The 25,396-nt window shown below is 70.9% G+C and carries 22 protein-coding genes; 16 read left to right on the top strand and 6 right to left on the bottom strand.

All coding sequences use genetic code 11. The features are described from left to right. Nucleotides 1–28 precede the first annotated feature (28 nt). Nucleotides 29–1,159 (top strand): thiolase family protein, encoded by a 1,131-nt coding sequence (locus FO059_RS02840; RefSeq protein ID WP_143906195.1) that lies wholly within the window; start codon nt 29–31, stop codon nt 1,157–1,159. Nucleotides 1,160–1,241: 82 nt separating this feature from the next. Here FO059_RS02840 and FO059_RS18285 read toward each other — a convergent pair whose 3' ends face one another. Continuing rightward, the gene (locus FO059_RS18285; protein ID WP_158726656.1) at nt 1,242–1,403 is read right to left on the bottom strand and encodes a hypothetical protein; all 162 of its coding nucleotides are present in this window, start codon (nt 1,401–1,403) and stop codon (nt 1,242–1,244) included. 292 nt (nt 1,404–1,695) lie between these two features. Between FO059_RS18285 and FO059_RS02845 the strand changes: the two genes are divergently transcribed. Further along, nucleotides 1,696–2,601, top strand: coding sequence for a glycosyltransferase family 2 protein (locus tag FO059_RS02845; protein ID WP_308339552.1), 906 nt, complete (start codon nt 1,696–1,698; stop codon nt 2,599–2,601). A gap of 261 nt (nt 2,602–2,862) precedes the next feature. Further along, on the top strand, nt 2,863–5,013 hold the full coding sequence (locus FO059_RS02850; protein ID WP_143906197.1) for a DUF6541 family protein: 2,151 nt from the start codon (nt 2,863–2,865) through the stop codon (nt 5,011–5,013). A 44-nt stretch (nt 5,014–5,057) separates the two neighbouring features. Here the strand turns inward: FO059_RS02850 and FO059_RS02855 are convergent, their stop codons facing one another. From FO059_RS02855 to FO059_RS18610, 4 genes are read right to left on the bottom strand one after another with little or no spacing between them, the layout of a single operon-like run. Further along, nucleotides 5,058–5,921, bottom strand: coding sequence for a glycosyltransferase (locus tag FO059_RS02855; protein ID WP_143906200.1), 864 nt, complete (start codon nt 5,919–5,921; stop codon nt 5,058–5,060). Then, nucleotides 5,918–6,430 (bottom strand): DUF2304 domain-containing protein, encoded by a 513-nt coding sequence (locus FO059_RS18945; protein WP_143906201.1) that lies wholly within the window; start codon nt 6,428–6,430, stop codon nt 5,918–5,920. Before FO059_RS18945 ends, FO059_RS02855 begins: the two co-directional genes overlap by 4 nt. Nucleotides 6,431–6,436: 6 nt before the next feature. Next, entirely contained in the window at nt 6,437–7,120 is a 684-nt protein-coding gene (locus FO059_RS18605; protein ID WP_233267000.1) for a glycosyltransferase family 2 protein, read from the bottom strand. 53 nt (nt 7,121–7,173) lie between these two features. Continuing rightward, complete coding sequence (locus tag FO059_RS18610) at nt 7,174–8,553, bottom strand: MATE family efflux transporter (protein WP_233266999.1); 1,380 nt, start codon at nt 8,551–8,553, stop codon at nt 7,174–7,176. A gap of 195 nt (nt 8,554–8,748) precedes the next feature. Between FO059_RS18610 and FO059_RS02870 the strand changes: the two genes are divergently transcribed. The 5 genes from FO059_RS02870 to FO059_RS02890 all read left to right on the top strand — a co-directional run bounded on the left by FO059_RS02870 (nt 8,749) and on the right by FO059_RS02890 (nt 14,319). Next, nucleotides 8,749–9,552 (top strand): crotonase/enoyl-CoA hydratase family protein, encoded by an 804-nt coding sequence (locus tag FO059_RS02870; RefSeq protein ID WP_372497876.1) that lies wholly within the window; start codon nt 8,749–8,751, stop codon nt 9,550–9,552. A gap of 1,183 nt (nt 9,553–10,735) precedes the next feature. Then, on the top strand, nt 10,736–11,248 hold the full coding sequence (locus FO059_RS02875) for a hypothetical protein (protein ID WP_143906207.1): 513 nt from the start codon (nt 10,736–10,738) through the stop codon (nt 11,246–11,248). An 84-nt stretch (nt 11,249–11,332) separates the two neighbouring features. Next, a complete protein-coding gene (locus FO059_RS02880; RefSeq protein WP_143906209.1) occupies nt 11,333–12,007 on the top strand; it encodes a class F sortase in 675 nt (224 codons plus the stop codon). A gap of 119 nt (nt 12,008–12,126) precedes the next feature. After that, nucleotides 12,127–12,606, top strand: coding sequence for a MarR family winged helix-turn-helix transcriptional regulator (locus tag FO059_RS02885; RefSeq protein ID WP_233266998.1), 480 nt, complete (start codon nt 12,127–12,129; stop codon nt 12,604–12,606). A 54-nt stretch (nt 12,607–12,660) separates the two neighbouring features. Next, nucleotides 12,661–14,319, top strand: coding sequence for an MDR family MFS transporter (locus FO059_RS02890; RefSeq protein WP_143906211.1), 1,659 nt, complete (start codon nt 12,661–12,663; stop codon nt 14,317–14,319). Between the two features lie 115 nt (nt 14,320–14,434). On the opposite strand, the gene FO059_RS02895 is transcribed toward FO059_RS02890, so the two are convergent. Then, nucleotides 14,435–14,926 (bottom strand): inorganic diphosphatase, encoded by a 492-nt coding sequence (locus FO059_RS02895; RefSeq protein ID WP_143906213.1) that lies wholly within the window; start codon nt 14,924–14,926, stop codon nt 14,435–14,437. A gap of 318 nt (nt 14,927–15,244) precedes the next feature. Between FO059_RS02895 and dacB the strand changes: the two genes are divergently transcribed. From dacB to folP, 8 genes are all read left to right on the top strand, one after another. After that, nucleotides 15,245–16,657, top strand: a complete 1,413-nt coding sequence (gene dacB / locus FO059_RS02900; RefSeq protein ID WP_143906215.1) for a D-alanyl-D-alanine carboxypeptidase/D-alanyl-D-alanine endopeptidase — start codon at nt 15,245–15,247, stop codon at nt 16,655–16,657. Next, nucleotides 16,645–17,808 (top strand): zinc-dependent metalloprotease, encoded by a 1,164-nt coding sequence (locus tag FO059_RS02905; RefSeq protein ID WP_143906217.1) that lies wholly within the window; start codon nt 16,645–16,647, stop codon nt 17,806–17,808. The genes dacB and FO059_RS02905 overlap by 13 nt, the downstream gene beginning before the upstream one ends. Next, on the top strand, nt 17,784–18,827 hold the full coding sequence (gene tilS / locus FO059_RS02910; RefSeq protein WP_143906219.1) for a tRNA lysidine(34) synthetase TilS: 1,044 nt from the start codon (nt 17,784–17,786) through the stop codon (nt 18,825–18,827). Before FO059_RS02905 ends, tilS begins: the two co-directional genes overlap by 25 nt. 92 nt (nt 18,828–18,919) lie before the next feature. Beyond that, nucleotides 18,920–19,483 carry a hypoxanthine phosphoribosyltransferase gene (gene hpt / locus FO059_RS02915; protein WP_143910375.1) on the top strand — a complete coding sequence of 188 codons (564 nt, stop codon included), beginning with the start codon at nt 18,920–18,922 and terminating at the stop codon, nt 19,481–19,483. Between the two features lie 154 nt (nt 19,484–19,637). Then, complete coding sequence (locus tag FO059_RS02920) at nt 19,638–21,065, top strand: amidase (protein WP_308339551.1); 1,428 nt, start codon at nt 19,638–19,640, stop codon at nt 21,063–21,065. 237 nt (nt 21,066–21,302) lie between these two features. Further along, entirely contained in the window at nt 21,303–23,681 is a 2,379-nt protein-coding gene (gene ftsH, locus FO059_RS02925) for an ATP-dependent zinc metalloprotease FtsH (RefSeq protein ID WP_143906221.1), read from the top strand. Nucleotides 23,682–23,791: 110 nt separating this feature from the next. After that, the gene (folE, locus tag FO059_RS02930; protein WP_143910377.1) at nt 23,792–24,415 is read left to right on the top strand and encodes a GTP cyclohydrolase I FolE; all 624 of its coding nucleotides are present in this window, start codon (nt 23,792–23,794) and stop codon (nt 24,413–24,415) included. A 125-nt stretch (nt 24,416–24,540) separates the two neighbouring features. After that, complete coding sequence (gene folP / locus FO059_RS02935) at nt 24,541–25,374, top strand: dihydropteroate synthase (RefSeq protein ID WP_143910378.1); 834 nt, start codon at nt 24,541–24,543, stop codon at nt 25,372–25,374. Nucleotides 25,375–25,396 lie beyond the last annotated feature (22 nt).

Genomic DNA, 25,396 nt, shown 5'->3' on the forward strand with positions numbered 1-25,396 from the left:
GAAGTTCGTCGTCCCAGGAAGGACCCCCATGACCTCTGCCGTCATCGTCGATGCCGTCCGGACCCCCATCGGCAAGCGCAAGGGCGCCTACGCCGAGACCCATCCGGTGGACCTGTCCGCCCACGTGCTGGGCGCGCTCGCCGGGCGCACCGGGATCGACCCGGCCCTCATCGACGACGTGGTGTGGGGGACCGTCATGCAGTACTCGGAGCAGGCGGGGAACGTCGCCCGCAACGCCGTGCTGGCCGCGGGCTGGCCGGTGTCGGTGCCGGGCACGACGATCACCCGCGCGTGCGGGTCCAGTCAGCAGGCGCTGAGCTTCGCGGCGGCGACGGTGGCCTCCGGTCAGCAGGACTTCGTGGTGGCGGGCGGCGCGGAGTCGATGACCCGGGTGCCGATGGGCTCGAACACCGGCGGCGACCCCAACCCGCCGAGCATGCTCGAGCGCTTCGGCGTGCAGGGTTTCAACCAGGGTGTGGGCGCCGAGATGGTGGCGGAGAAGTGGGGCTTCAGCAGGGCCGTGCTGGATGAGTACTCGGTGCGCTCGCACGAGCTCTCCGCGCAGGCCATCGACGCCGGGGCGTTCGACGCGCAGTTGGCGCCGCTCGCCGGTCTGGAACAGGACGAGGGCGTGCGCCGCGGCAGCACCGTCGAGGGCCTGGGCAAGCTGAAGACCGTGTTCAAGGAGGACGGGGTCATCCATGCCGGCAACGCCTCCCAGATCTCCGACGGCGCCGGCGCGCTGCTGGTCGCCACCGAGGAGACGGCGCGCAAGCACGGGATGCGGCCCATCGCGCGCGTACACACGGTGGCGGTGGCCGCCGACGACCCGGTGATCATGCTCACCGCGCCCATCGCCGCCACGGCGAAGGCGCTGAAGAAGTCGGGCCTGTCCATCGGCGACATCGGCGCCTACGAGGTCAACGAGGCGTTCGCCCCGGTGCCGCTGGCGTGGCTCGCGGAGTCCGGCGCGGACATGGAGCGGATGAACCCGCTGGGCGGGGCGATCGCCGTGGGGCACCCGCTGGGCGGCTCCGGCGCGATCCTCATGACCCGCCTGATCAACCACATGCGCGACAACGGCATCCGGTACGGACTGCAGACCATGTGCGAGGCCGGCGGGATGGCCAACGCCACGATCGTCGAGCTCATGGACTGAGTGCCGGATCGCCGTTGCGGTCACGGCACGGGGAGGGGCCGGGTGTCTTCACCCGGCCCCTCCCCGTGTGCGTGAGCGGAGTTCAGCTGCCGAGGGCGTCTCTGAGTGAGCCCCACATCTTGGCGCCGGTGTCGTAGAACGAACCCATATCGCCCGAGCCCATGGCGTCGAGGACGTTGTCCATCGTGCCCAGCGACCCCTTGCCGATCTCCTTGATGACGTCTGTGATGGAACCGAGGTCCATGCGATTCTCCTGTCCGTGCGGTCCAGCGGAGATGCCGGAACGCTGAAATTCTAACCGCCCCGAACCAAGGAATGTGACCTGCATCAAATATGCAAGCGATTAGTATCGCATCCGTGCTGGTCGGCACTCCGGGTGAGGTATCTCACAGTAAGGTGAGGTGCGTGGCAGCCGCAGCGCGTGCGGACCGATGACCAGCGGTCGTGGCACGCGGTGCACCGTGCCCGTAGGTTCGTCCCGGTAAGAGCTGCGACCATCCGAGCGTGCGGCAGACGGCACGCGGTGAGGAATTCCTGTGCAACCCGAATCCCTGCAGATCGACGTGCTCCTGCCGTACTACGGCGACGTCGACTACATGAAGGCCGCGGCCTCGAGCGTGCTGAACCAGACGCACTCCGCCTGGCGCCTGATCGTGCTTGACGACGGCTACCCCAGCGACGAACCCGCCCGCTGGTTCGGGGAGATCTCCGCCCGCGACGACCGCGTCGTCTACGAGCGCAACGCGGAGAACCTGGGCGCCAACGGCAACTACCGGAAGGCCCTGGCGATGGCCACCGCCCCGGCCGTGGTGGTCATGGGGGCGGACGACATCATGCTGCCCAACTACCTCGCGCACGTCGCCGAGGCCTTCTCCGCCCACCCCGACGCGGCCGTGTTCGAGTGCGGCGTGCAGGTGGTCGACGAGCACGACCGGGCGATCCGCCCGCTCAGCGACGCGATCAAGGGGCGCGTGGCCCCGCGCCCGGAATCCCGCACCGTCTACGAGGGCGAAGAGCTCGCGGTAGGCCTGATGCGGGGCAACTGGACCTACTTCCCGTCGCTGGCGTGGAAGTCGGAGACCGTGCAGCGCATCGGTTTCCGTGAGGGGCTCGACGTCGTCCAGGACCTGGCGCTGCTGTGCGACGTGGTCGCCGCCGGCGGGCGGATGGTCTACGACCCGCGGCTGGGGTTCCTGTACCGGAGGCACTCCGCGTCGGACTCCTCGGTGCGCGCGCTGGACGGGCGGCGGTTCGACGAGGAGCGCCGCTTCTATCTCGAACAGGCCGAGCGGTTCGAGGCTCTCGGCTGGAAGCGTGCCGCCCGTGAGGCTCGCAACCACCTGACTTCACGCCTGCACGCACTGGCGCTCGTCCCGAAGGCCGCGCGCACCAAGGAGGCCCGCGGCGGTCTGGTCCCCCTGCTGCGCCACGTGGTGCGCTGAACCCCCGCAGCCCTCGCGCGCGCGTGCGCGAATTCAACTTGAAAAAGTGCCAACGCGCACCCCCACCCTTATGACACCGGCATGGCTCGCACGTATGCTTCCCCACGGTGTCGTTCGGCCGGTCGACACCGCCCCGGATTGGGGACACGGACGGGCACGGCCATTCTTCACTCGGCCCGTCGGCATACGTGACGCTCGGCGCCAGCCGACGCACCCGCGCGGGGGGACCCGTCGCTTGGGACGAAGGGAGTCGGCTCGGCCGTGCAGACAGCCTTGCTCGCGATAGTCGGCGCTCTCCTCCTGCTGGCGCCAGGGTTCCTCGTGGGACTCACCGTGCGTCTGCGCTGGACGGTAGCTGCGGCGCTGGCGATTCCGGTCACCTTCGGCATGGTGGTGGTGGGCACCATCGTGACCGGTGCGTCGGACCTGCCCTGGAATCTGTGGTCGGCGCTCGTGACGCTCCTGGCGTTCCTCGGGCTGGGTTCGGTCTACAGTCTCGTGCTCGCCCGCCGCCGCGGCGGTGCCGAACCTGCAGCCCAGGGCGAAGCGGACGACGGCTCCGACGCCGATGAGGCCGGCCCCGTCGGCGGCGCCGCCCGTCGTGCGTGGCTCGCCCCGCCCGGCGGCGTCCCGTGGGCGGGCGTGGCCGCTGCGGGGGTCGGCGTCCTCGTGGGCGCCGGCACCATCTTCGGAATCCTGTTCCGCGGGCTTTCCAAGGTGCCCGACGGCATCGCGAGCCTGTCGAATGTCTGGGACCAGCAGTGGCACGCCAACGTCATCTCGTTCATCGACAACACAGGGATCGCAGGGGCCACGGACCTGGGCCGGCTGTTCCAGGTGGAGACGCACGCGGACTTCTACTACCCGGACGCGTGGCACGCGCTCGGGGCACTGCTGAAGAGCATCACCGGCTCGGAGATCCTGCCCGTCATCAACATCTGGACGATGACGTGCCTGGCGTTGGTGATTCCGCTGTCCGCGGCCGTCCTGGCCTGGCGGATCGTGCGCGACCGCTTCTCGCCCGGGGCGGCCGCGCTGGCCGCGGGCTGCGCGGGGGCGGTGAGCGGTGTGCTCCCGTCGCTGCCGTACGTGGAGTTCCTGACCACCGCCAATCCCAATGCCGTGGGCGCGGCGATGTCGGGCATGGTGGTCGTGCTGGTGATGTCGGTCACCGGAGCCCCGCGCCGGATCCCGCTCGCGGCGCTCGGCCTGATCGGCATCGCGGGCGTGCACCCGTCCGGGGCCGTGTTCTCCGCGCTGCTGCTGGGGTTGTGGTGGCTGTTCGAAGCCCTGTGGCGGCCCCGCCGCAGTCGCCTCCGCGACCTTGCCGCCCTCGTGGGTGTCGCGGTGCTCACCATCGCGGTGATGCTCCCGCAGATCCAGGGAGTGCTGGGCGAGCAGACGTCGATCGAGTCCTACGATTTCAGCCTCGACATCTCCAGGCTGACCGCCGTGCACGACGCCTTCACCCTGACCAACCAGTGGACCGATCCGTTCCCCGCCCCGTGGGTGCTGCTGGCGTTCGCCGTACTGGCGTGCGTGGTGCTGCTGGCCCGCTTCAGCGTGTGGATGACCGTCGTGTGGGCGGTGATGCTTCTCGTGGTGTGCGATGCCATCGAGCCCATCGGGGGCATGGCGACGGATCTGCTGAGGGTCTTCTCGAACGCCTTCTACACCGATCCGCGCCGGCTGCAGTACGCGGTGGCGCTGATCGTGGTGGCGCTCGCCGGAGCGGGGATCGCGCTCGCCGTGTGGGGCGTGTACTCGGCGCTGCGCCGTTGGGCGCCGGCACGCCGTCGACTTGCGGTGACGGTGCTGGTGTTGCTCACCCTGGCCGTGCCGGTGACTTCGAGCGCGGTCGTGTCCACCTACGCGGACCGGATGGGCGCGATGGCCGTGGGCGACCGCTTCGGCAGGATGATCTCGCCGGAGGACCGGGCGGCCATGGAGTATCTGGCCACGCTTCCCGACGCGCGCACCACGACGATCTTCGTCGACCCGGACCAGGGAATGGGGTGGATGTACGCACTCGAGGGGCTGCACCCGCTGTTCACCCACTTCGCCTTCCCCGAACCGATCGGCCCGCGCACGTGGACGCTTTGGGACCGGCTGAACACCGCCGGCATCAACCCGCGGGTGGACGCCGCACTGCAGCAACTCGACATCAAATACGTGGTGATGAGCCCACCGGTGTACTGGCCGTTCCAGACGGTGCCTCGCGGCCTGCTCGACTTGGACCGCACCCCGGGGCTCGAGCGGATCTACTTCAACGGCGAGACGAAGATCTACGAAGTGCGCGGCTGGGAGCCGCCGAAGCCCGGCGAGACGAGGTACGGCTGGGATCCGTTCGCCGACCGCTCCAGCGCGGAGAACTGGGTGGCGCCGGCGGAGGTCCTGCCGCCGGGATTCTGACCTCCCGATGCGGCGGGGGCGATTGATTCCGGCGAGACCGGGCCTCAGCGCGGGTGCTTGTGGAACAGCCCCCGATAGGCGCGGCGCAGCAGCGGCGCGGGCAGCATGCGGAATGCCGTGCGCGCGGCGAGGTTGATCCGCGATTCGATCGGCCCCACGAGCCCGTACGCGCGCAGGTTGCGTTGCATCGTCCGTTCCGCCGCGAAGATGCCTGGCGCTCGCCTGCGGCCCAGCATCGCGTCCCCCGCCCGGAAGAGCACCAGCGGCTCGGGAAGGTTGGCCATGCGGGCACCCGCCGCCAGCATGCGGCCGAACAGGTCGTAGTCCTCCATGTAGGGGACGTGCCGGTAGCCGCCGACGCTCCGGGCCAGGTCGCGCCGGTAGAGCACCGTCGGATGGTTCAGCGGGCTGTTGCGACGGGCATAGCGGGAGAGGGCGCGGGGTGCGCAGGGGAGGCTGCGGAGCCCCACCACGTGGTCGGCCTCTTCGCCGGCCGGCCCGCCGTCGAACTCGAACATCGCCGAGCCCACGCAGTCGAGCGGGCGGCCGTCGCGCTCAGCCTGCTGGATCGCCTCCACCTGCACTGCGAAGCGGGCCGGGAGGTTGACGTCGTCGGAGTCGGCCTTGGCGATCCATGCGAACCGTGCGGCCTCCAGGCCCGCCTGGTTGCCCGCGGCCGCCCCGCGGTTCTCCGGGAGGACGATCCGGCGCGGCACGGGTGTGCGGCCGGCGAACTCGTCGAGCACCTCGTGGTGGCCGGGGTGCAGCGGCCCGTCCTCGACGATGATCACCTCGGCCGCCGGGTACGTCTGCGCGTAGAGGCTCTCCAGTGCGCGCCGGAAGTGCGCCGGGTCGGCGCCGGCGTAGACCGGCAGGACGACGGAGAGCTCGATGGGCGTTTCCGTCATCGGGTGCGCGTGGAACCGTTGGACGCGTCCAACGTGGAGGCGTCCTCACCCTCACCGGCCTGCTGATCGCCGGGGGCGTCCCGGCCTTCGGCGGTATCCTCGGGGGAGTCCTGGCCTGAGGGGGTTTCCTCACCGACGTTCGCAGAGGCGCGCACCGCGGGCTCGATGGCGGCCTCCTGGATCCGGATCTCCGCGCCTTGCAGCGCGATCGCGCGGACGAGGCGCGTGTAGCGCAATTCCTGCTCACGGAAGCGCAGGTAGGTGCCCACCGTGGTGAATCCGAACGTCACCACCAGGGCGTAGAGCATGAGATCGGTGCCGCGGTCCACGCCCACCGCCTGCGCCAACTCGGTGAGGTCGTTGGGGCGGATCACCGTGTAGATGCCGAAGAGGCAGAACGCGAGGAACAGCAGCTTGAACAGCGCCGAGGAGCGTGAGCTGCCGCGGGAGCGCAGGTAGTAGATGAAGAAGATGAGTACCGCGGCGATGAGGACGATCTGGATGACCACTGCAGTTCACCGCCTGATCCTGCTGCGCAGCAGCCCGTCGAAGAGAATGTTGACGCCGTTGAGCAGTGACTGCCCCTTGGCCATGGAGTATTCGGTGTAGAGGATCGTCACGGGTTGCTCGGAGACCCGCCAGTCGTTCTCATCGATCAGCTGCACGAACTCGGAGGCGTGGCTCATGCCGTTCATCGTGAGGTCCAGCTGATCGGCGACCTTCTTGTCGAACACCCGCAGGCCGTTGTGCGCGTCCGTCAGGCCGAGACGCCGGGTGCGGGGGCTCAGGGCCACCACCGTGCGCAGCACGACCCGTTTGATGAGCGGAACCCCGGACGAGTCCTGCCCGCCGAAGCGGGTGCCGACGACGATGTCGAGCGGCTCGGAGCGCAGACGCCCCACCATGGTCTCGACGTCCTCGGTGCGGTGCTGCCCGTCCGCGTCGAAGGTGACGAAGTACCGGGCGCCCGGCCTGCTGCGGGCGAACTCGATGCCGGTCTGGATCGCCGCGCCTTGGCCGAGATTGACGGGGTGGCGGACCAGGTGCACACCGGCGGCGAGGATCTCGTCGGCGGAGCCGTCGCGGCTGCCGTCGTCGACGCACACCACGTTGGGGAAGGTTCGTTGGGCCGCCTGCGCGACCTCGCGGATCACCGGGGCCTCGTTGTACACGGGGACCACGAGCCAGACATCGGACATGTCCTGCACGGGTGGCCTCTTTCGCGACGATTGCTCGGGTGTCGTGGGGAATCCTAGCGGGGGAGTGAGTCCGAAATGTAATCCGGCGCGCGTAAGGGGGTGCGGCGTGCCGCGGTGAGCGCCGCCGACAAGTGCACGGCGATGCCGACGAGAGGCCCGACCACCAGGGCGGTCACGGTGGCGACGGTGATGTCCCACGGCAGTGCGAGGATGACGATGGCGGTACCGGTGGCGACCCACCAGCCGGCGGCGTAGGCGCGGTGCTGGTCGCCGGCGAGCGTGGCGCAGCCGGTGAGCATCAGCGCCGCCGTGGTGACGGCGCCGCCCACGAGCGCGGCGAGTGGCCCGCCGGACATGTCGAAGCCCTCGCCGACGAGCCGGATCAGCGGCGGGCCGATCCACCATGCGAGTGCGGCCCCGACGGCCCCGACCGCCACCACCGCGCCCAGCGGCATGGCGAGCGCGCGCAGCATGGTCGCGCGGCGTTCGACGAAGTACACGATGATCGCGCTCTGGAACGAGGTCAGCGGAACGAGCAGCGGCGCGCGCGTCACGGTGACGGCGAACAGCAGCGAGCCGGCGGTATCGCCCAGTTCGGAGGTCTCCGCGCCGGCCAGGAGAACCGGGAATCCGACGATCAGCACCGACGTGGCGGCCGAGGCGGCCATGGCCTGCAGGGTGCGCTTCAGAAAGCCCCGGGGCGGCTCGTGCACCCGGCGGGCGAGGGTGCTGCGGCCGGACGAGGCGCTCAGCAGCAGCAGCCAGGACACCGCGCCCGCCACCGTCGCGAAGACGAAGGCGACGATCCCGTAGCCCGCCGCGACCGCCCACACCGCGACGATGAGGCGCAGCGCCGCATCCGCGGCCATTCCGCACGCGTACAGCAGCCAGCGTCCGCGACCCGCCGCGAGTCCCCAGAGGGTGGCTTGCACCGCGACCGTCCACACCGAGACGGCGAGGACGCCGACGCCCAGCACCTCGTGGCCCTGGAGTACGCGCGACGCCCACAGCGGGGAGGTGGCCACGATCAGCACCGCCATCACCAGGCCCACGCAGGCGGCGATCAGCGCGGGGCTGGTGGAGCGGCCGGTCGGGTCGCCGCCGACGGTTTCGGAACGGGCGAGGGATGCCTCCTCTGCGCTCACGGCGCGCGTGGATTCCTGCATGAGGCCGTTGGTGATGCCGACGAAGGTGAAGAACAGTGCCCAGTAGACGGTGAAATCGGCGTAACCGGACGCGCCGAGTTGCCGCCCGGCGAGCAGCATGACCACGTATCCGGAGGCCGCGGCGAAGATCGTCGCCGCGAGCACGGCGCCCATGCCGTTCCGGGACAGGGTGCTGGTGGAGATGGCGGGGGCACCGGGGTCGGCGACGGGGGCATCGCCGTCGGCCGGGTCGCCGTCTATGCCGTCGGCGGAGTTGCGGGTGGGCACCGCCGCATTGTGCCAGGCCGCGCGTCCAGCCGCCCGGTACCGGGCGGGGAGGAGGGTGCGGCGTTGCCTACTGACAAGTAAGGTGTTGTCGTTGCCGTCCGCGGGATGACGGCTCCGGGCGACGAGGACGGTGCAGAAGCAATGGCAGAGGACACGCAGACTTCCGGCGACGGGCAGTGCGGCCCGTACGAGTCGATGACCGTGGAGCGCAACGGGCACGTCGCTGAGGTGACGCTGACCGGCCCGGGCCGCGGCAACGCGATGGGCCCGGCCTTCTGGGCGGAATGCCCACGCGTCTTCGCCGCGCTCGATGCCGACCCGGAGGTCCGCGCGATCGTGCTCACCGGTGCGGGCGGGCACTTCACCTATGGGTTGGATCTGCCGGCGGTCGCGCCCTCGCTCGGCCCGGTGCTCGCTCCGGGCGCGCAGGCGAAGGAGCGCACGGAGTTCCACGACCTGATCCTGGCGATGCAGGAGGCGGCGAATGCGGTGGAGCGTTGCCGCAAGCCCGTCGTCGCCGCGGTCGCGGGCTGGTGCATCGGGGGAGGCGTGGACCTGATCACCGCGGCCGACTTCCGGTACGCGGCGGCCGACGCCCGATTCTCCATCCGCGAGGTCAAGGTCGGGATGGTCGCGGACATGGGCACTCTCGCCCGCATCGCGGGGATCGTCGGTGAGGGGCACACCCGTGAGCTGGCATTGACCGGGCGGGACATCGACGCGGCACGCGCAGAGCGGATCGGCCTGGTCAACGACGTCTACGAGAACCGCGAGGCGCTTCTGGCCGCAGCTCGTGCCGCGGCTCAGGAGATCGCTGCCAACCCGCCGCTGGTCGTGCACGGCATCAAGGCCGTACTGGGCCATACGCGCAGCGCCCAGGTGGACGCGAGCCTGCGCTACGTCGCGGCCTGGAACGCGGCTTTCCTGCCCTCGAAGGATATCGGTGAAGCCATGTCGGCGGTGTTTGAGAAACGCACGCCCGAGTTCCGGGGTCACTAGCCGATTCGCCCTGTTCCGGCACGCTGCCCGCGCTCCGTCGACCCCCTGGCCGCGACTTGCGCGTGGGTGGTGTGCGGATTGTCGAGTGGATTCGGCGCTTGAATCCGCCCAAACCGATCAATGACATGGATTCCTCGGTTATCCTTTCCCTTGGATAAAGAGTGTCCTGCGAAACCACCCCTTCTGGACGCTGTTGAACCTCGGCCGATGGTCGACGAGGCGCCCGGTTCGCCTGTACTGCGGGGTCTCGCAGCGCACGCGAAGGTTCCGTGACGAATGCGGCGGCCCGCGGCCGCGACCCGACTCCGTACTCGTTGCACGAGGGATGGGTGGGATCGCGATGATGTGTGCCAGGGCTCGTACGTCACGCAGGATGCGCTTTTTCGTACTCGCTGTGATGACCGCGATGGTGGGCCTGATGACGGTGGTCGTCGGCCCGGTAGGGATCGCCAACGCTGCGGGTCCGTCGCTGAGCTGCATCGGCGGCGTCTCGGTGGCCGGCAGCATGGACCCGGGCGACGGCTGTGTCTGCGACGCCGGAGCCGACAACATGACACTCGGCTCGCTGGGGAGCCTGTGCGCGCTTCTCGGTGGAAGTACGGGTGATGCGGGCAGCCAGGCCGCTTTGGGAAGCACCGGTGAGGCAGGTAGCGCGGCGGCGCTGGGCAGTACGGGTGATGGAGGGAGCTTGGCGGCGCTGGGCAGTACGGGGGATGCGGGGAGTCTGGCGGCGCTGGGCAGTTCCGGTGACGCAGGGAGCACCGGTGATGCGGGGAGCTTGGCGGCGCTGGGTAGTGCAGGTGACGCGGGGAGCTTGGCGGCACTGGGCAGTACGGGGGATGCGGGCAGTGCCGGTGCGGCGGGGAGCTTGGCGGCGCTGGGCAGTGCAGGTGACGCGGGGAGCTTGGCGGCACTGGGCAGTACGGGGGATGGAGGGAGCTTGGCGGCACTGGGCAGTACGGGGGATGCGGGCAGTGCCGGTGCGGCGGGGAGCTTGGCGGCGCTGGGCAGTGCCGGTGCGGCGGGGAGCTTGGCGGCGCTGGGTAGTGCGGGTGCGATCGGAAGTGTGGGGTCACTGGCGAGCATGGGCTCGTTGGGCAGCGTCGGTGATGGGGGCAGCCTGGAGTGGTTGGGCAGTTCGGGTGAGGCGGGCAGCCTGGGGGCTATTGGAAGTCTGGAGTCGTTGGGCAGCCTCATTCCGTTGGGCAGTCTGGGCTCGTTGGGCAGCGCCGGTTCGCTGATTTCGCCGCTCATCGCCGGCGGTTCGCTGGCCGGCAGTCTTGGCCTGGGCAGCCTTGCGCTGACCGGGTCCGGCAACGGCGGATCGACGGGGTCGGGCAATGGCGGCCCCACCGGCAACGGCGGCACGGCTGACAACGGCGTTCCCACTGACAACGGCGGTCATACAGGCACGGGCGGCACGGGCGGCACTGCCGACAGCAGTGACACGCCCGGCGCGGGCATCACGACCGTGCCTGCTGTTGCCGATACCCCTGACCGCGGTGGGCATTCGGTGATCAGCACCGGTGGCGGTGCATTCTCATCTTCATCGCCGGGATCGCACCCCTACGCGATCAACGGGGGCTCCGCGGGCGGCCTTAGCGTCGGTGCCGGGCTCAGCATCGGATTCGGGATGATGTTGCTGCTGGTCGGTGGTGCGGCCTCGGTCGCGGCGATTCGTCGAGTGAACCGGTGATTTCCGCTATCTGAGCACAGAACCGGCACCGGCGGTCGCCCAATCGAGGTACCGCGACGGCCGGCGACGCGAATGCGAGGCCACATGCCGTCCCCCCATCGCCGACGCTCCGGCGGCCTGCGTGCCGCGGCGTGGATCGCGGTCGCGGTCGCGGCGGTACTCGTGTTCATCGCGGGCGCGGTCCTGATCGTCGCGTCCTACACCGGCGGAAGTGACGCGCGAACAGCTGCCATCTCATTCGCGGCCCCGTCCGCACGACCCGGAGTGCCGATTCCCGCAGTCGCGTCGGCGGGTGATCCCGACGCGGAATCGGGCGGCACGCTCACGCTCGATCCGCTCGGCATCACCGCCGACATCGTCGACGCTACGGTGCCCGCCGGAGTGCTCACACCGCCCGAGGACGTTCATGAGGTGGGAATCTGGACCGACGGGGCACCGCTCGACGCGGCCACCGGCACCACCGTCATCGCTGGACACGTCAACATGGCCGGCCAGGGGCCGGGCGCGCTCTACGACCTGGTGATGATGCGGCCCGGCCAGCAGATCCACACCGTGGACGCTTTGGGCAGGTCTAAGGCCTGGAAGGTCACCGGGGTGACGATGCGCGCCAAAGCGGACGGCGTGGACGAAGGCATCTGGTCCGGGCGGATGGGGCCGCGCAGGCTTGTGGTGGTGACCTGCGGCGGCGAGCTCGACTACACCGGCGAAATCGGCGATTACCGCGACAACGTCTACCTTTACGCGGAGCCGGACGGTTGATGATCTCGGGCCGCGGGTTGCGCACCCGCCGACGCCGGACGGAAACTTGTACTCTGCACATTCAATGCGCGGGGCTGGAAAGTGCGCCCTTGCGCCCGAGCGTCGTCCGGGGAGGGTGCGTGTCACCAGAGGATCGATCCGGCACGGGTGGCTCGAAGGCGCCGGCGGCGACCCCCACCTTCACCGACGAGCTCGGCAACCAGCTTGCCCGGTTGCACCGGATGCGGGAGCGGACGATGACGCAGGTGGGCCGTTTCGGGGCCGACGGGATGGAACTTGCGGCGTACCGGTGCGTGTTCGCGCTCCTGCAGAACGGGCCGATGCGGTCCGGCGAACTCGCGGAGACTTTGCTCTCGGATCCATCGACGGTGAGCAGGCACGTGGCTCAGCTGGTGGACCGTGGGCACCTGGAACGACGGTCGGACCCCGACGACCGGCGCGCAAGCATGATCGCTGTCACCGAGTCGGGCCGGCAGGCGGCCGAACGGATGCGGCTGCGGCGTAATCAGCGGCTGGGCGCGGTGGTGGGATCGTGGCCGGAGGGCGAAAGGGCGGAGCTCGCCCGGCTGCTGGGGAAGCTGCTCGACGGCTATGAATGAGATCGTCGCGGGCGATTCTGGAGCCGGGGGACGGCCGGAGAACGGTCTGCGCGGATGACCGACACCACGCGCGACGCCTCCGAGTCGCCCGCCGGGCTCGACCACAAGGCGATCCTCATCATCCTCAGCGGGCTCATGCTGGGGATGTTCCTCGCGGCCCTGGACCAGACGATCGTGTCCACCGCGATCCGCACCATCGCCGACGACCTGGACGGCTACGCGCTGCAGGCCTGGGTGACGACGGCCTACCTCATCACGGCGACGCTGGCGACGCCGCTGTACGGCAAGATTTCCGACATCGTCGGCCGTAAACCGCTGTTCATGAGCGCCATCATCATCTTCATCGTCGGATCGGCATTGTGCTCGTCCGCGACGTCGATGTACATGCTGGCGGCGTTCCGGGCCCTGCAGGGCGTCGGCGCAGGCGGACTCATGTCGCTGGCACTGGCGATCCTGGGCGACATCCTCGCCCCGCGCGAGCGCGCCAAGTACCAGGCCTACTTCCTGGCGGTGTTCGGCACGTCGAGCGTGCTGGGGCCGGTGCTCGGCGGGCTGTTCGCCGATCACTCGAGCATCCTCGGCATCACAGGGTGGCGGTGGGTCTTCCTGGTGAACGTCCCCGTCGGCGTGATCGCACTCCTCGTGGTGTTCCGCAACCTGAAGCTGCCGCGCGTGCGCCGCGACACCCGCGTCGACTGGTGGGGCGCCGCGGTGCTGGCACTGGGGTTGGTGCCGCTGCTGATCGTCGCGGAACAGGGGCGCACGTGGGGGTGGGGCAGCGTGGCCGCGTTGGTCTGTTATGCCGTCGGCGCAGTGGGAGTGGTCGCGTTCGTTTTCGTGGAGGTCGCGATGGGCGACGCGGCCCTGATCCCGATGCGGTTCTTCCGCAACAGCAACTTCGCGCTCGGGGTGGTGATCTCGTTCGTCGTCGGCATGGCGATGTTCGGCGGGATCATGCTTCTTCCCCAATACCTGCAGGTGGCGAAGGGGTCGACACCGATGGTCGCGGGCCTGCAGATGCTGCCCCTGGTGCTGGGCATGATGACGGGCTCGGTCATCTCCGGCCAGCTGATCTCCCGGACGGGCCATTACCGCATCTACCCGATCATCGGATCGACCATGCTGATGGCGGGCATGTTCCTGCTGCACTTCGTGCACGCCGACACGTCGTTTCCCGTGGTCATGGGGTTCATGGCGATCGTCGGTTTCGGTCTGGGCAACATGATGCAACCGCTCACACTCGCCATCCAGAATGCGCTGCCCGCACGCGACATGGGTGTGTCCACCGCGGCGGCCACGTTCTTCCGCCAGATCGGCGGCACCCTGGGTGTGGCGATCTTCCTGTCGATCCTGTTCGCGCAGATGACCCCGAACATCACCGCACGTCTGGAGGCGTCGGCGCACGACCCGCAGTACATCGCCGCGGTCCAGCAGGCGGTGACCGGCGGCGACCAGCTGGACAAGACCTTCGCCCAGGGTCTGCTGAACCACGACTCGGCCGTGGCCGGAAAGGTGCTCGAGGACAGCTCGCTCATCCAGCAGCTCGACCCGACTCTCGCCGCACCGCTCACCGAGGGCTTCTCCGACGCGATGGGCCAGGTGTTCCTGGCCACCACCGGCTTCGCGGCCCTGGCCTGGGTGCTGGTGCTGTTCTGGAAGGAGGTGCCGCTGCGGGCCGCCGGCGGCATCGCGGCGGCCCGCGATGAGCAATAGAGACGCGAACGCCCGCTCCGTCCGCATCCCGGAAGGGCGCGGACGGAGCGGGCGTGTCAGCACTTGAAGGTGTGCAGGCCCGGTGCGGGCCGTCGGCCGAGTGCCAACCGACGACTCAGTGCCCGCCGTTCTCCTGCAGGCGCTTGAACGAGCGCTCGATCTCGGCCTCGGCCTCGGCGCGGCCGACCCAGTCCGCGGTCTCGACGTGCTTGCCGGGCTCCAGGTCCTTGTAGTGGACGAAGAAGTGCTTGATGGCCTCGAGCTCGTAATCGGGAATGTCGGCCAGATCCTGGATGTGGTCCCAGCGGTGGTCGCCCGCGGGCACGCACAGCACCTTGGCGTCGCCGCCGGCTTCGTCGACCATGTTGAACATGGCGACGGGCCTGGCCTCGACGATCACGCCGGGGAACACCGACTGCGGCAGCAGCACGAACGCGTCCAGCGGGTCGCCGTCCTCACCCAGGGTGTCCTCGATGAAGCCGTAGTCGGCCGGATAGACCATGGACGTGTACAGGTAGCGATCCAGACGGATGCGGCCGGACTCGTGGTCCACCTCGTACTTGTTGCGCTGCCCCTTGGGGATCTCGATGGTGACGTCGAACTCCACGCGTCCTCGCTCTGAGTTGATGATGCCGTTCACGAATACGGTTCGCCGCCGACCACCGCGGCCCGTGCACCGGCGATCGGTGTGCGGCGTCGGCGTGACGGTGGGCCCTGACCGCCGGGCACGACATCAACCTGGCTCGCGGCGGAGGCAACCCGGCAAGGATAGCGTCCCGGCGGTTACTGTAGACGTCGACCTGGGGGCGTCCGGCGGTGTCAGTGCGCCGCCGCGGGTCTTCGGCACGCCGCCGCTGTGGCCGCGCAGGTGCCGCCGTCGACGCTGAACCACCCGCCGCACCCGAGGAGAACGACGATCAGCACGATGCTCAAGCGTGTTTTCGGCGGCCGCGGCAAGGGGGCGGCCGGCAATCTGCACAGGAGGCGCCGACGACTGCAGGCGGTTGCCGCCGTGGCCGCGGTGGTGGTGCTGGCGGGGGTCGGCGTCGTGGTCTGGCGGGTGTCCGAAGGCGGGTCCGCGGCGGCGGCACCACCGGCCCCCGCACTGATCACCCCGTCGCCGCAGATCGTGCCGGTCCCGCCGGACGCGCCGACGCCCACGCCGCCGGGCCTGGACGCTGCGCTGGCCGGGGCGTTGGCGGACCCCGCGCTCGGTGATCTCACCGGTCAGATCAGCGATGCGGCGACCGGCCAGGTGCTGTGGTCGAAGGACGCGGAACGCCCGCGGACGCCGGCGTCGGTGACGAAGCTGCTCACTTCGGCCGCGGCCCTGATCGCGGTGCCGCGGGATCAGCGGATCACGACCAGCGTCGTGCAGGGGGCGGACGGACGGATCGTGCTGGTCGGCGGCGGGGATCCGACGCTCACGGCCCAGCCCGCGGGATCGAGCGGTTACTACCGCGGGGCCGCGCACATCGACGAGCTCGCCGCGCAGATCCGCGCGACCGGGGTGGACGTCACCGGAGTGGACGTGGACGTGGACCTGTACCCGGGGCCCACGCTGGCCCAGGGCTGGTTCGACTCCGACATCGCGGGCGGCAACATCATCCCGATGCGGCCGATCGCGCTGGACGGCGGGCGGCTGGACATCCGCGAACCCGACTCGCCGCGCTCGGACACCCCGGCGCTGGACGCCGGCCGGGCGCTGGCCGTCGCGCTGGGCCTGGGCACGGAAGACGTGCACCTGGCCGCCGCTCCGCCGCAGACGCAGACGCAGACGCTCGCGAGCGTACAGTCGGCGCCGATGGTCGAGCTGATCCGCCAGCTGCTGGTCCACTCCGACAACGTGCTGGCCGACGCTGTGGGGCGCCAGGTGGCGTTGGCCACCGGACGCCCCGCGGACTTCGACGGCACCGCCGCCGCGGTCGAGTCGGTGCTGCGCGGGGCCGGATTCGATCTGACCGGCGTGGAGCTGCACGACTCGTCCGGCATGTCGGTGGACAACAAGATCCCCGCCCGGCTGCTCGACCAACTGCTCTCGGCCGCCGCCGGGCCCGCGCACCCCGCGCTGCGGCCCCTCCTGGACTCGTTGCCCGTCGCCGCCGGGACCGGCACGCTGGCCGACCGCTATGAGACCAACGCGCAGGCCGGCGCGGGCTGGGTGCGGGCGAAGACGGGCACACTGTCGGGTGTGAGCACGCTCGCAGGCGTGGTCACCGACGTAGACGGCCGCGTGCTGGCGTTCGCGCTGATGTCCGGCGGCACCGCGCCCGCGGACGCGCGTCCCGCGCTCGACGCGATCACGGCACAGCTGAGGGGGTGCGGATGCCAGGGCTGAATCCGGAAGGCCACGACGTCTCCGACCACGACGTCTCCGACCACGACGATGCGGACGCTGTCGGCCGCGTCGATGCAGGGGACATCCGCCAGGGCTTCCCCGGTGACGACGTCGACTGGGCGCTGGCCGCACGCATCGCCGCGCGTCTGGCACCGCCGGGCCCCACGATGACCGGCTACACCCGCGACCAGGTGTACGCGGAGCTCTCCCGCGCCTCTGCCGCCGCGGAACCTCATGTGCGGCGGGTGACCGGCCTGGCCGACGGGCTTCCGGTGCCGCCCGCCCGCGTCGTCGACAGGGCCGGGTGGGCGCGGGCCGCGACGGCGTCGATGGGTGTGCTCACGGGACCGGCCACCGGCGACGCCGGACCAGACGACCCCGGTTCCGCCGGTTCCGGTCTCGGTCTGGCGGGCAAGGCGGGCGGCGTGCAGGCGGGCGCGGTGTTCGCATTCCTCTCCACCGCCATCCTCGGCCAGTACGACCCGTTCACCGACGACGGCACGCTGCTGCTCGTGGCGCCGAACGTCGTCGCCGTGGAGCGTGCGCTCAAGGTGCGGCCCGCCGACTTCCGCATGTGGGTCTGCCTGCACGAAGTGACGCATCGCGTCCAGTTCTCGTCGTCACCGTGGCTCACCGGCTACATGCGCGAGTCGATCGACCTGTTGAGCACGGAGGCGGACGAGCCGCTCACGGATGTGCTGGGCCGGGTGGCCGAGCAGCTGCGCAAGCGCCGCCGCGGCGAGGAGTCGCCCGAGGACACGGGCATGATCGGCCTGGTCTCCGCCGCGGCGTCGGAGCCCCAGCGGCAGGCCATCGACCGCATGCTCATGCTCGGGACCCTCCTCGAGGGCCACGCCGACCACGTCATGGACTCGGTAGGGCCCGAGGTGGTGCCGACGGTCGCGCGCATCCGTGCGGCGTTTGACCACCGCCGCGAGCACAATCCCAGCGTGATCCAGCGCGTCATGCGGTCGCTGCTGGGCGTCGACGCCAAGATGGCCCAGTACGTGCGCGGCAAGGCGTTCGTGGACGCGGTCGTGGAGCGCGTGGGCATGGAGCAGTTCAACACCGTGTGGACGGGACCGGAGACGCTGCCGCTCAAGGACGAGATCGAGGAGCCGCAGCGGTGGATCGCGCGCGTGCTGGGCTGACCGACGAGCCGGCGCTGCTGCAGATCCGTCGAGCGGTCCGCCGATGGCTGCGCGGGCACGCGCCCGGCGGCCGGGTGTGTGTCGCGCTCTCCGGCGGTGCCGACTCACTGGCACTCGCGGCGGCAGCGGTGCCGGAGTGCACGAGGCGTGGCGGGGGCGTGATCGCGCTGATCGTCGACCACAGGCTGCAGTCCGGCTCCGCCGCAGTGGCGGAACGCGCGGCGGGGCAGGCACGCGCACTCGGGTGCACGGAGGCGCGGGTCCTCGCGGTGGACGTCGCCGGCAGCGGGGGGATGGAGGCCGCGGCGCGTGCGGCCCGCTACGACGCGCTGGGCGCGGCGCGCGGGGAGCGGCCGGTGCTGTTCGCCCACACGCTCGACGACCAGGCGGAGACGGTGCTGCTGGGCCTGGGGCGCGGTTCCGGCGCCCGCTCGATCCGCGGCATGGACGCGTGGTCGGATCCCTGGGGACGCCCCCTGCTGGGGGTGCGCCGGTCGGCGACGCGGACCGCCTGCATCGAGTCCGGGCTCGCGCCGCACGAGGACCCGCACAACGCCGATCCGCGCTTCACCCGCGTGCGCCTGCGGAGCGAGGTGCTGCCGCTGCTGGAGGACGTGCTCGGGGGCGGCGCTGCCGAATCCCTGGCCCGCACCGCCGCGCAACTGCGTGAGGACGACGCCGCGCTCGCCGTGCTCGCCGATGCGCTGCTGGCGCGGGCCGCCGCGGACGGGGGCGCGGACGTGCGCGGCGTGACGACGCTCGACGCGCGGGTGCTCGAGACCGAGGCGGCCGCGGTCCGCCGCCGCACGCTCCGGCGCTGGCTGCACGGGGAAGGGGTCACCGGCCTGACCGACGCCCGGCTCCGCCGGATCGACGCGCTCGTCGGGGACTGGCGCGGCCAGGGCGGCGTGGCGGTCGGCGGCGGTGGCCCCGGAGTGCGCGTCGTGGCGATGCGGCAACATGACAGGCTGACGGTGATGCGTGAGGCGGGTGCGCCGACAGGTGCGGACCCGAAATGAAGTGGAGTGGAATCGTGTCCGAGGGTGACGGGAACAACGGCCTGATGAGCGGGATCGGCGGCGGCGCCCCGGGCGCCCCCGACGTAGCCGGGTTGTACAGCGGCGACATCGCCTCGGTGCTGATTACCGAGCAGCAGATTCGCGACAAGACCGTCGAGCTGGCGGGCGCCGTCGCCGCGCGCTACCCGGAGGCGGGCGGCGGGGACCCCGACCGCGATCTTCTGCTGATCGGTGTGCTCAAGGGCGCGATGATGTTCCTCACCGACTTCGCGAGAAGCATCCAGGTGCCCACCCAGATGGAGTTCATGGCGGTGAGCTCCTACGGTTCGTCCACATCGTCGTCGGGCGTCGTGCGCATACTCAAGGACCTCGACCGCGACATCGCGGGGCGCGACGTGGTCATCGTCGAGGACATCATCGATTCGGGGCTCACGCTGTCGTGGCTCCTGCGCAACCTCGCCACCCGCAACCCCCGTTCGCTGGAAGTATGCGCGCTGTTGCGCAAACCCGACGCGGTCCGCTCCGACCTGGAGGTGCGCGACGTCGGCTTCGACATCCCCGACGAGTTCGTGGTGGGCTACGGGCTCGATTACGCGGAGCGCTACCGGGACCTTCCGTACGTCGGGCTGCTCGAGCCGAAGGTGTACGCGGGCTGAGAGCCGGGTCGCGGGCCGGCACTCGCGCAGATTCGGCCGACCGGCTCGCGAACCACCACCGGGCCGGCCACCAATGCACCCGCATCCCATCCGTCCACGGACGGCCGTCCGCGATCACGTGCCCGACACCCGCCGAGCCGATAGCCTCCGAGGCATGAGCGGTGACGGTACAGGCCCAGGCAGCTCCGGCCCGGACGGCATGCACGACCCTGCGGCGGCCGGCGACCCGGGCGAGACCGCGGTGGAGATCGCGGCGCGTGTGCGCTCGGGCGCCTGCCCGCCGGATGCGGCCGTGGTGCGGACGCTGCGCCGCATCGACGCGCGCGACCACGACCTGGGCGCCTTCCGCCGGGTCCGCGCGGAAGCTGCGCTCCGGGAGGCGCGCGACCTGGCGGAAGGCGCCGACCTGGCCCGGTTACCGCTCGCCGGAGTCCCCGTCGCGGTCAAGGACGTGCTGGAGGTGGCGGGCGAGTCGGTGCGTTTCGGTTCGGCGGCCACGTCCGCGGCGCCGGCGGCCGCGGACCACGAGCTCGTCGCCCGCCTGCGCGCCGCGGGCGCGGTGATCGTGGGTGTGACCGCGGTGCCGGAGTTGTGCATCTTCCCCACCACGGATTCGTCGTTCGGGATCACCCGCAACCCTTGGGACCGTTCGCGCACGCCGGGGGGCTCGTCCGGCGGTTCGGGGGCGGCGGTGAGCGCGGGCATGGTGCCGGTGGCGCACGGCACCGACGGCCTGGGCTCGATCCGGATCCCGTCGGCCGATTGCGGACTGTTCGGCATCAAACCGGGGCGGCATCTGCTTCCCGGGGGCGACGGCGCGGACTCCTGGTACGGCATGTCGGAGTCGGGGCCGATGGCGACGACGGTCGCGGATGCGGCACTCGTGCTGTCGGTGCTCGCAGCGGATCCGGCGCTGGCACGTCCGGAGCCCGCGGCGGGACTGCGGATCGGCGTCTCGGCGGGGACGCCGAGCCCGGTGACGCGCCTGGACCCGTCCCTGGCCGCCGCCCTCGAGCAGGTGGCGGACACGCTGCTGCGCGCCGGGCACCAGGTGACGCGCGCACGGGTGCCGTACCCGCGCAATCCGCTGGGGCTGCTCGCGCGCTGGACGCGCGGGCCCGCCGGGCAGGCTCGCGCGCTGGACCGGAGCGTGCTGGCGCCGCGGACCCGCACGCACACGGCGATCGGCGACCTGGTGGACCGGTGGGGCCTTGTCAAGGATTCGTATGAGCAGCGCATCGAGCGGGACATGCGCGCGCTGTTCGCCGATATCGACATCGTGGCCACGCCGACCCTCCTCCGCACGGCTCCGCCCGCGGCCCGCTGGTCGGACAGGCGGTGGCTGCCCAACGCGGTGTCGAGCATCCGGTACGCCTCGTACCCGGGGATCTGGAACGTGCTCGGGTGGCCGGCCGCGAGTGTGCCGGCGGGGCAGCACCCGGGGGACGGGATGCCCATCGGCGTGCAGCTCGCCGGCCCGCCCGGGAGCGAGGCGACGATTCTGGCGCTCGCGGCCGAGATCGAGTCGCTGCGGCCGTGGCAGCGCACCGCCCCCGACTACACCGGAGGCGTGCGCCACTGATTCCGCACGCCGGGAACCGGCGGCACCGCGCGTACGTTGTCATTGCAATGGGACGTCACCGGCGGCCGGAGGGCTGTGGGCGGCCGGTATGCGTCCGGGTACCCTGGAGGATCCGGCGACCTGGACGATTCCCGTACCGGAGTTCAGGTGAACGGGTGCGCGCCGCGGCCGCACGACCGGGTATGCCATCGAGATGAATCGTGACCGGAAGGATTTGGCCACCGCGGCCGACGCTGTATGAACCGTAAGACGGTGTTCCGGAACCTGGCTATCGTTGCTGGGATCGTGCTGGTGATCTGGGCGGTGATCCAATTCACCGGGGGGTCCGGCGAGTACAAGCAGGTCGACACGTCGGTCGCTGTCGCGCAGTTGGAGAGCGGCAACGTCGAGTCGGCGGACATGCTCGACAAAGAGCAGCAGCTGCAGCTGACGCTGAAGAATCCGGCGGACGGAACCGACGGCAAGACGAAGATCGTCGCCGAGTACCCGGCCGGCGCCGCGGAGGCGCTGTTCGACCAGGTGCAGAACTCCGGGGCCACCAAGTACGACACCACGGTCTCGCAGGAGAGCTGGTTCACCTCCCTGCTGGTGTTCATGCTGCCCATGCTGCTGATCCTGGGCCTGTTCCTGTTCCTGATGAACCGGATGCAGGGCGGTGGCCGCGGCGGGATGATGGGCTTCGGCAAGTCCAAGGCCAAGCAGTTGACCAAGGACATGCCCAAGACCACCTTCGACGACGTGGCGGGGGCCGACGAGGCGGTCGAGGAACTCTACGAGATCAAGGATTTCCTGCAGAATCCCGCGCGGTATCAGGCGCTGGGCGCGAAGATCCCCAAGGGCGTGCTGCTCTACGGTCCGCCGGGCACCGGTAAGACTCTGCTGGCCCGCGCGGTCGCCGGCGAGGCGGGCGTGCCGTTCTTCTCGATCTCCGGCTCGGACTTCGTCGAGATGTTCGTCGGCGTCGGCGCGTCGCGTGTGCGTGACCTGTTCGAGCAGGCCAAGCAGAACAACCCGTGCATCATCTTCGTCGACGAGATCGACGCCGTCGGCCGGCAGCGCGGCGCGGGGCTCGGCGGCGGCCACGACGAGCGCGAGCAGACTCTGAACCAGCTGCTCGTCGAGATGGACGGTTTCGGCACGACGAGCAACATCATCCTGATCGCCGCGACCAACCGGCCGGACATCCTCGATCCCGCCCTGTTGCGTCCCGGCCGATTCGACCGGCAGATCCCCGTCAGCCCCCCGGATCTCGCCGGGCGGCGCGCGGTGCTCAAGGTCCATTCGCAGGGCATGCCGATCGCCCCGGACGCGGACCTGGACGGGCTGGCCAAGCGCACGGTCGGCATGTCCGGCGCGGACCTGGCGAACGTGATCAACGAGGCGGCGCTGCTCACCGCGCGCGAGCACGGCACCGTGATCACGGGCGGGTCCCTCGAGGAGTCCGTCGACCGCGTCATCGGAGGGCCGCGGCGCAAGAGCCGCATCATCAGCGAGCAGGAGAAGAAGATCACCGCCTACCACGAGGGCGGGCACGCGCTCGCCGCGTGGGCGATGCCGGACATCGAGCCGGTCTACAAGGTCACCATCCTGGCCCGCGGGCGCACCGGCGGTCATGCGCTCACCGTCCCCGAGGACGACAAGGGATTGATGACCCGCTCGGAGATGATCGCCCGGCTGGTGATGGCGATGGGCGGGCGCGCCGCGGAGGAGCTCGTTTTCCACGAGCCCACCACGGGTGCGTCGTCGGACATCGAGATGGCCACCAAGCTGGCGCGCGCGATGGTCACCGAGTATGGCATGAGCGCCAAGCTGGGTGCGGTCAAGTACGGGCAGGAGCAGGGCGACCCGTTCCTGGGCAGGTCGATGGGCCAGCAACCGGACTATTCGCTCGAGGTGGCGCATGAGATCGACGAGGAGGTGCGCCGGCTGATCGAGGCCGCGCACACCGAGGCCTGGTCGATCCTCGACCAGTACCGGGACGTGCTCGACGCCGTGGCCGGTGAGCTGCTCGAGAACGAGACGCTGCACCGCAAGGAGCTCGAGCGCGTGTTCAACGCAGTAGAGAAGCGTCCGCGGATCACCGCGTTCAACGAGTTCGGCCAGCGCGTTCCGTCGGAGAAGCCCCCGATCAAGACGCCGGGCGAGCTGGCCATCGAGCGGGGCGAACCGTGGCCCCCGCCCGCGCCGGTGCCCGCGTTCAAGCGGGACCGGGAGGTGGCCGGCAACGGCTCCACTGCGTCCGCCGGTGCCCCGGAGCAGCAGCGGCAACCTGAGCAGCAGCCCGCGGGCCGGCGCCAGGCCGCGCCGCAGCAGCCCGTGCCCGGACACTATCCGCAGCCGCAGGGGCAACCGGCCAACGGCAGCGACTACGGCGCCCCGGCCGGTTGGCATGCTCCCGGCTGGCCGCCGCGGGGCCGCCGGCACGGCGGCTTCCACGACCCCGCCGAGCACGACGGACCGGCCGCACGGCCTGATGGGCCGGGGGTCGGCAGGCATCCGGGCGAGGATCGTTACTCTGACCAGGAGGGTGCCGACGGCGATCGGCACGGCGGCGGCCACGGTGAGAATGACGACCGCGGCGGGCGCCACGGCAACCCGTCCGACGGCGCGCAGTAGGGCCACCGGGTTTCCGGCGGGCCGGCGCCTTCCGCGACTACCGGAGGAACGATCGAGTGCGGACTGACAGTGTTTCGGGCGGCAACGGGCTTGCCGGCGATGCGCGCGACCTGGCCCAGGACAGCCCTGCCCAGGACGGCGCTGCGGTGAAGTACGGCGCCGTCGGGCCGTTCGACGCCGCTCGAGCGGAGGCGGCCGTGCGGGAGCTGCTGATCGCGGTGGGGGAGGACCCCGACCGCGAGGGGCTGCGCGAGACCCCCGCCAGAGTGGCCCGGGCGTACCGCGAGGTGTTCGACGGGTTGTTCAGCGAACCGGACTCGGTACTAAACACCGTGTTCGACGAGGGACATCAGGAGATGATCCTGGTCCGGGACATACCGGTGTACTCCACCTGCGAGCACCATTTGGTGCCGTTCCACGGTGTGGCGCACGTGGGATACATCCCGGGAACCTCCGGCAAGGTCACGGGGTTGTCCAAGCTGGCGCGCGTGGTGGACCTTTATGCCAAGCGCCCGCAGGTCCAGGAGCGGCTCACCAGCGACATCGCGGACGCGCTTGTACGCAAGCTGCAGCCGCGCGCAGCGATCGTCGTCATCGAAGCGGAGCACCTGTGCATGTCCATGCGCGGCATCCGCAAGCCGGGCGCCACCACCACGACCTCCGCGGTCCGGGGCCTGTTCAAGACGTCCGCGGTGTCGCGCGGCGAGGTCCTCGACCTGATCCTGCGCAAGTGACCACCGCCGTGGGCAACCGGAACAGGACGGCGGGCATCGCGCGCGACGGGGAGCAGCCGGGCCGCGGGGCGGAGCCCGGCGCCGCGCCGCGTGCCGGCCTGCCGCGCCCCGGGCGCTGCGCAGTGATGGGCATACTCAACGTCACCGCCGATTCGTTCTCGGACGGCGGGCGCTACCTGGAGCGCGATCTGGCCGTCGAGCACGGTCTGCAGTTGGCGGCCGCCGGTGCGGACATCGTGGACGTCGGCGGCGAGTCGACCCGTCCCGGCGCCCACCGCGTCTCCGCGGAGGTGGAGCGGTCCCGCGTCGTCCCCGTGATCCGAAGCCTGGTCGGACACGGCATCAGCGTGAGCATCGACACGATGCGCGCGTCGGTGGCGGGTGCGGCTGTCGAGGCGGGCGCATCCGTGATCAACGACGTCTCCGGCGGGCGGGCGGACGCCGGCATGGCCCGGGTGGCGGCGGAGGCGGGCGTGCCCTGGATCCTCATGCACTGGCGGGCGGCCGAGGCGTCCGGCCAGTACGTCAACGCGTCGGGGATCACCGATTACGGCGACCGCGGCGTGGTGCCCACCGTGATCGAGGAGCTGCGCCGTCAGGTGGACCTCGGCGTGGCGGCGGGGGTCGCGCCCGAGAACATCGTGCTGGACCCGGGGCTGGGTTTCGCCAAGACGGGTGCGGACAACTGGAAGCTGCTCGCTCAGTTGCCGTTGCTGGTCGCGGAGGGCTTCCCCGTCCTCGTCGGGGCATCGCGCAAGCGGTTTCTCGGCGCGTTGCTGCCGGACGGCTCCGGCGATCCGCGGCCTCCGGCGGGCCGCGACGGCGCGACTGCCGCGGTGAGTCTGATCGCGGCGCAGGCGGGCGTCTGGGGTGTGCGGGTGCACGACGCGCGCGGTTCCCGCGACGCGTTGGCCGTGCTCGACGCGTGGCCGGGAGCCGGCGGGCAGGGCGCCGAGTGAGCGGGCCGCAGCCGTGGCCACC

Source organism: Tomitella fengzijianii, from assembly GCF_007559025.1.
Lineage (GTDB): Bacteria > Actinomycetota > Actinomycetes > Mycobacteriales > Mycobacteriaceae > Tomitella > Tomitella fengzijianii.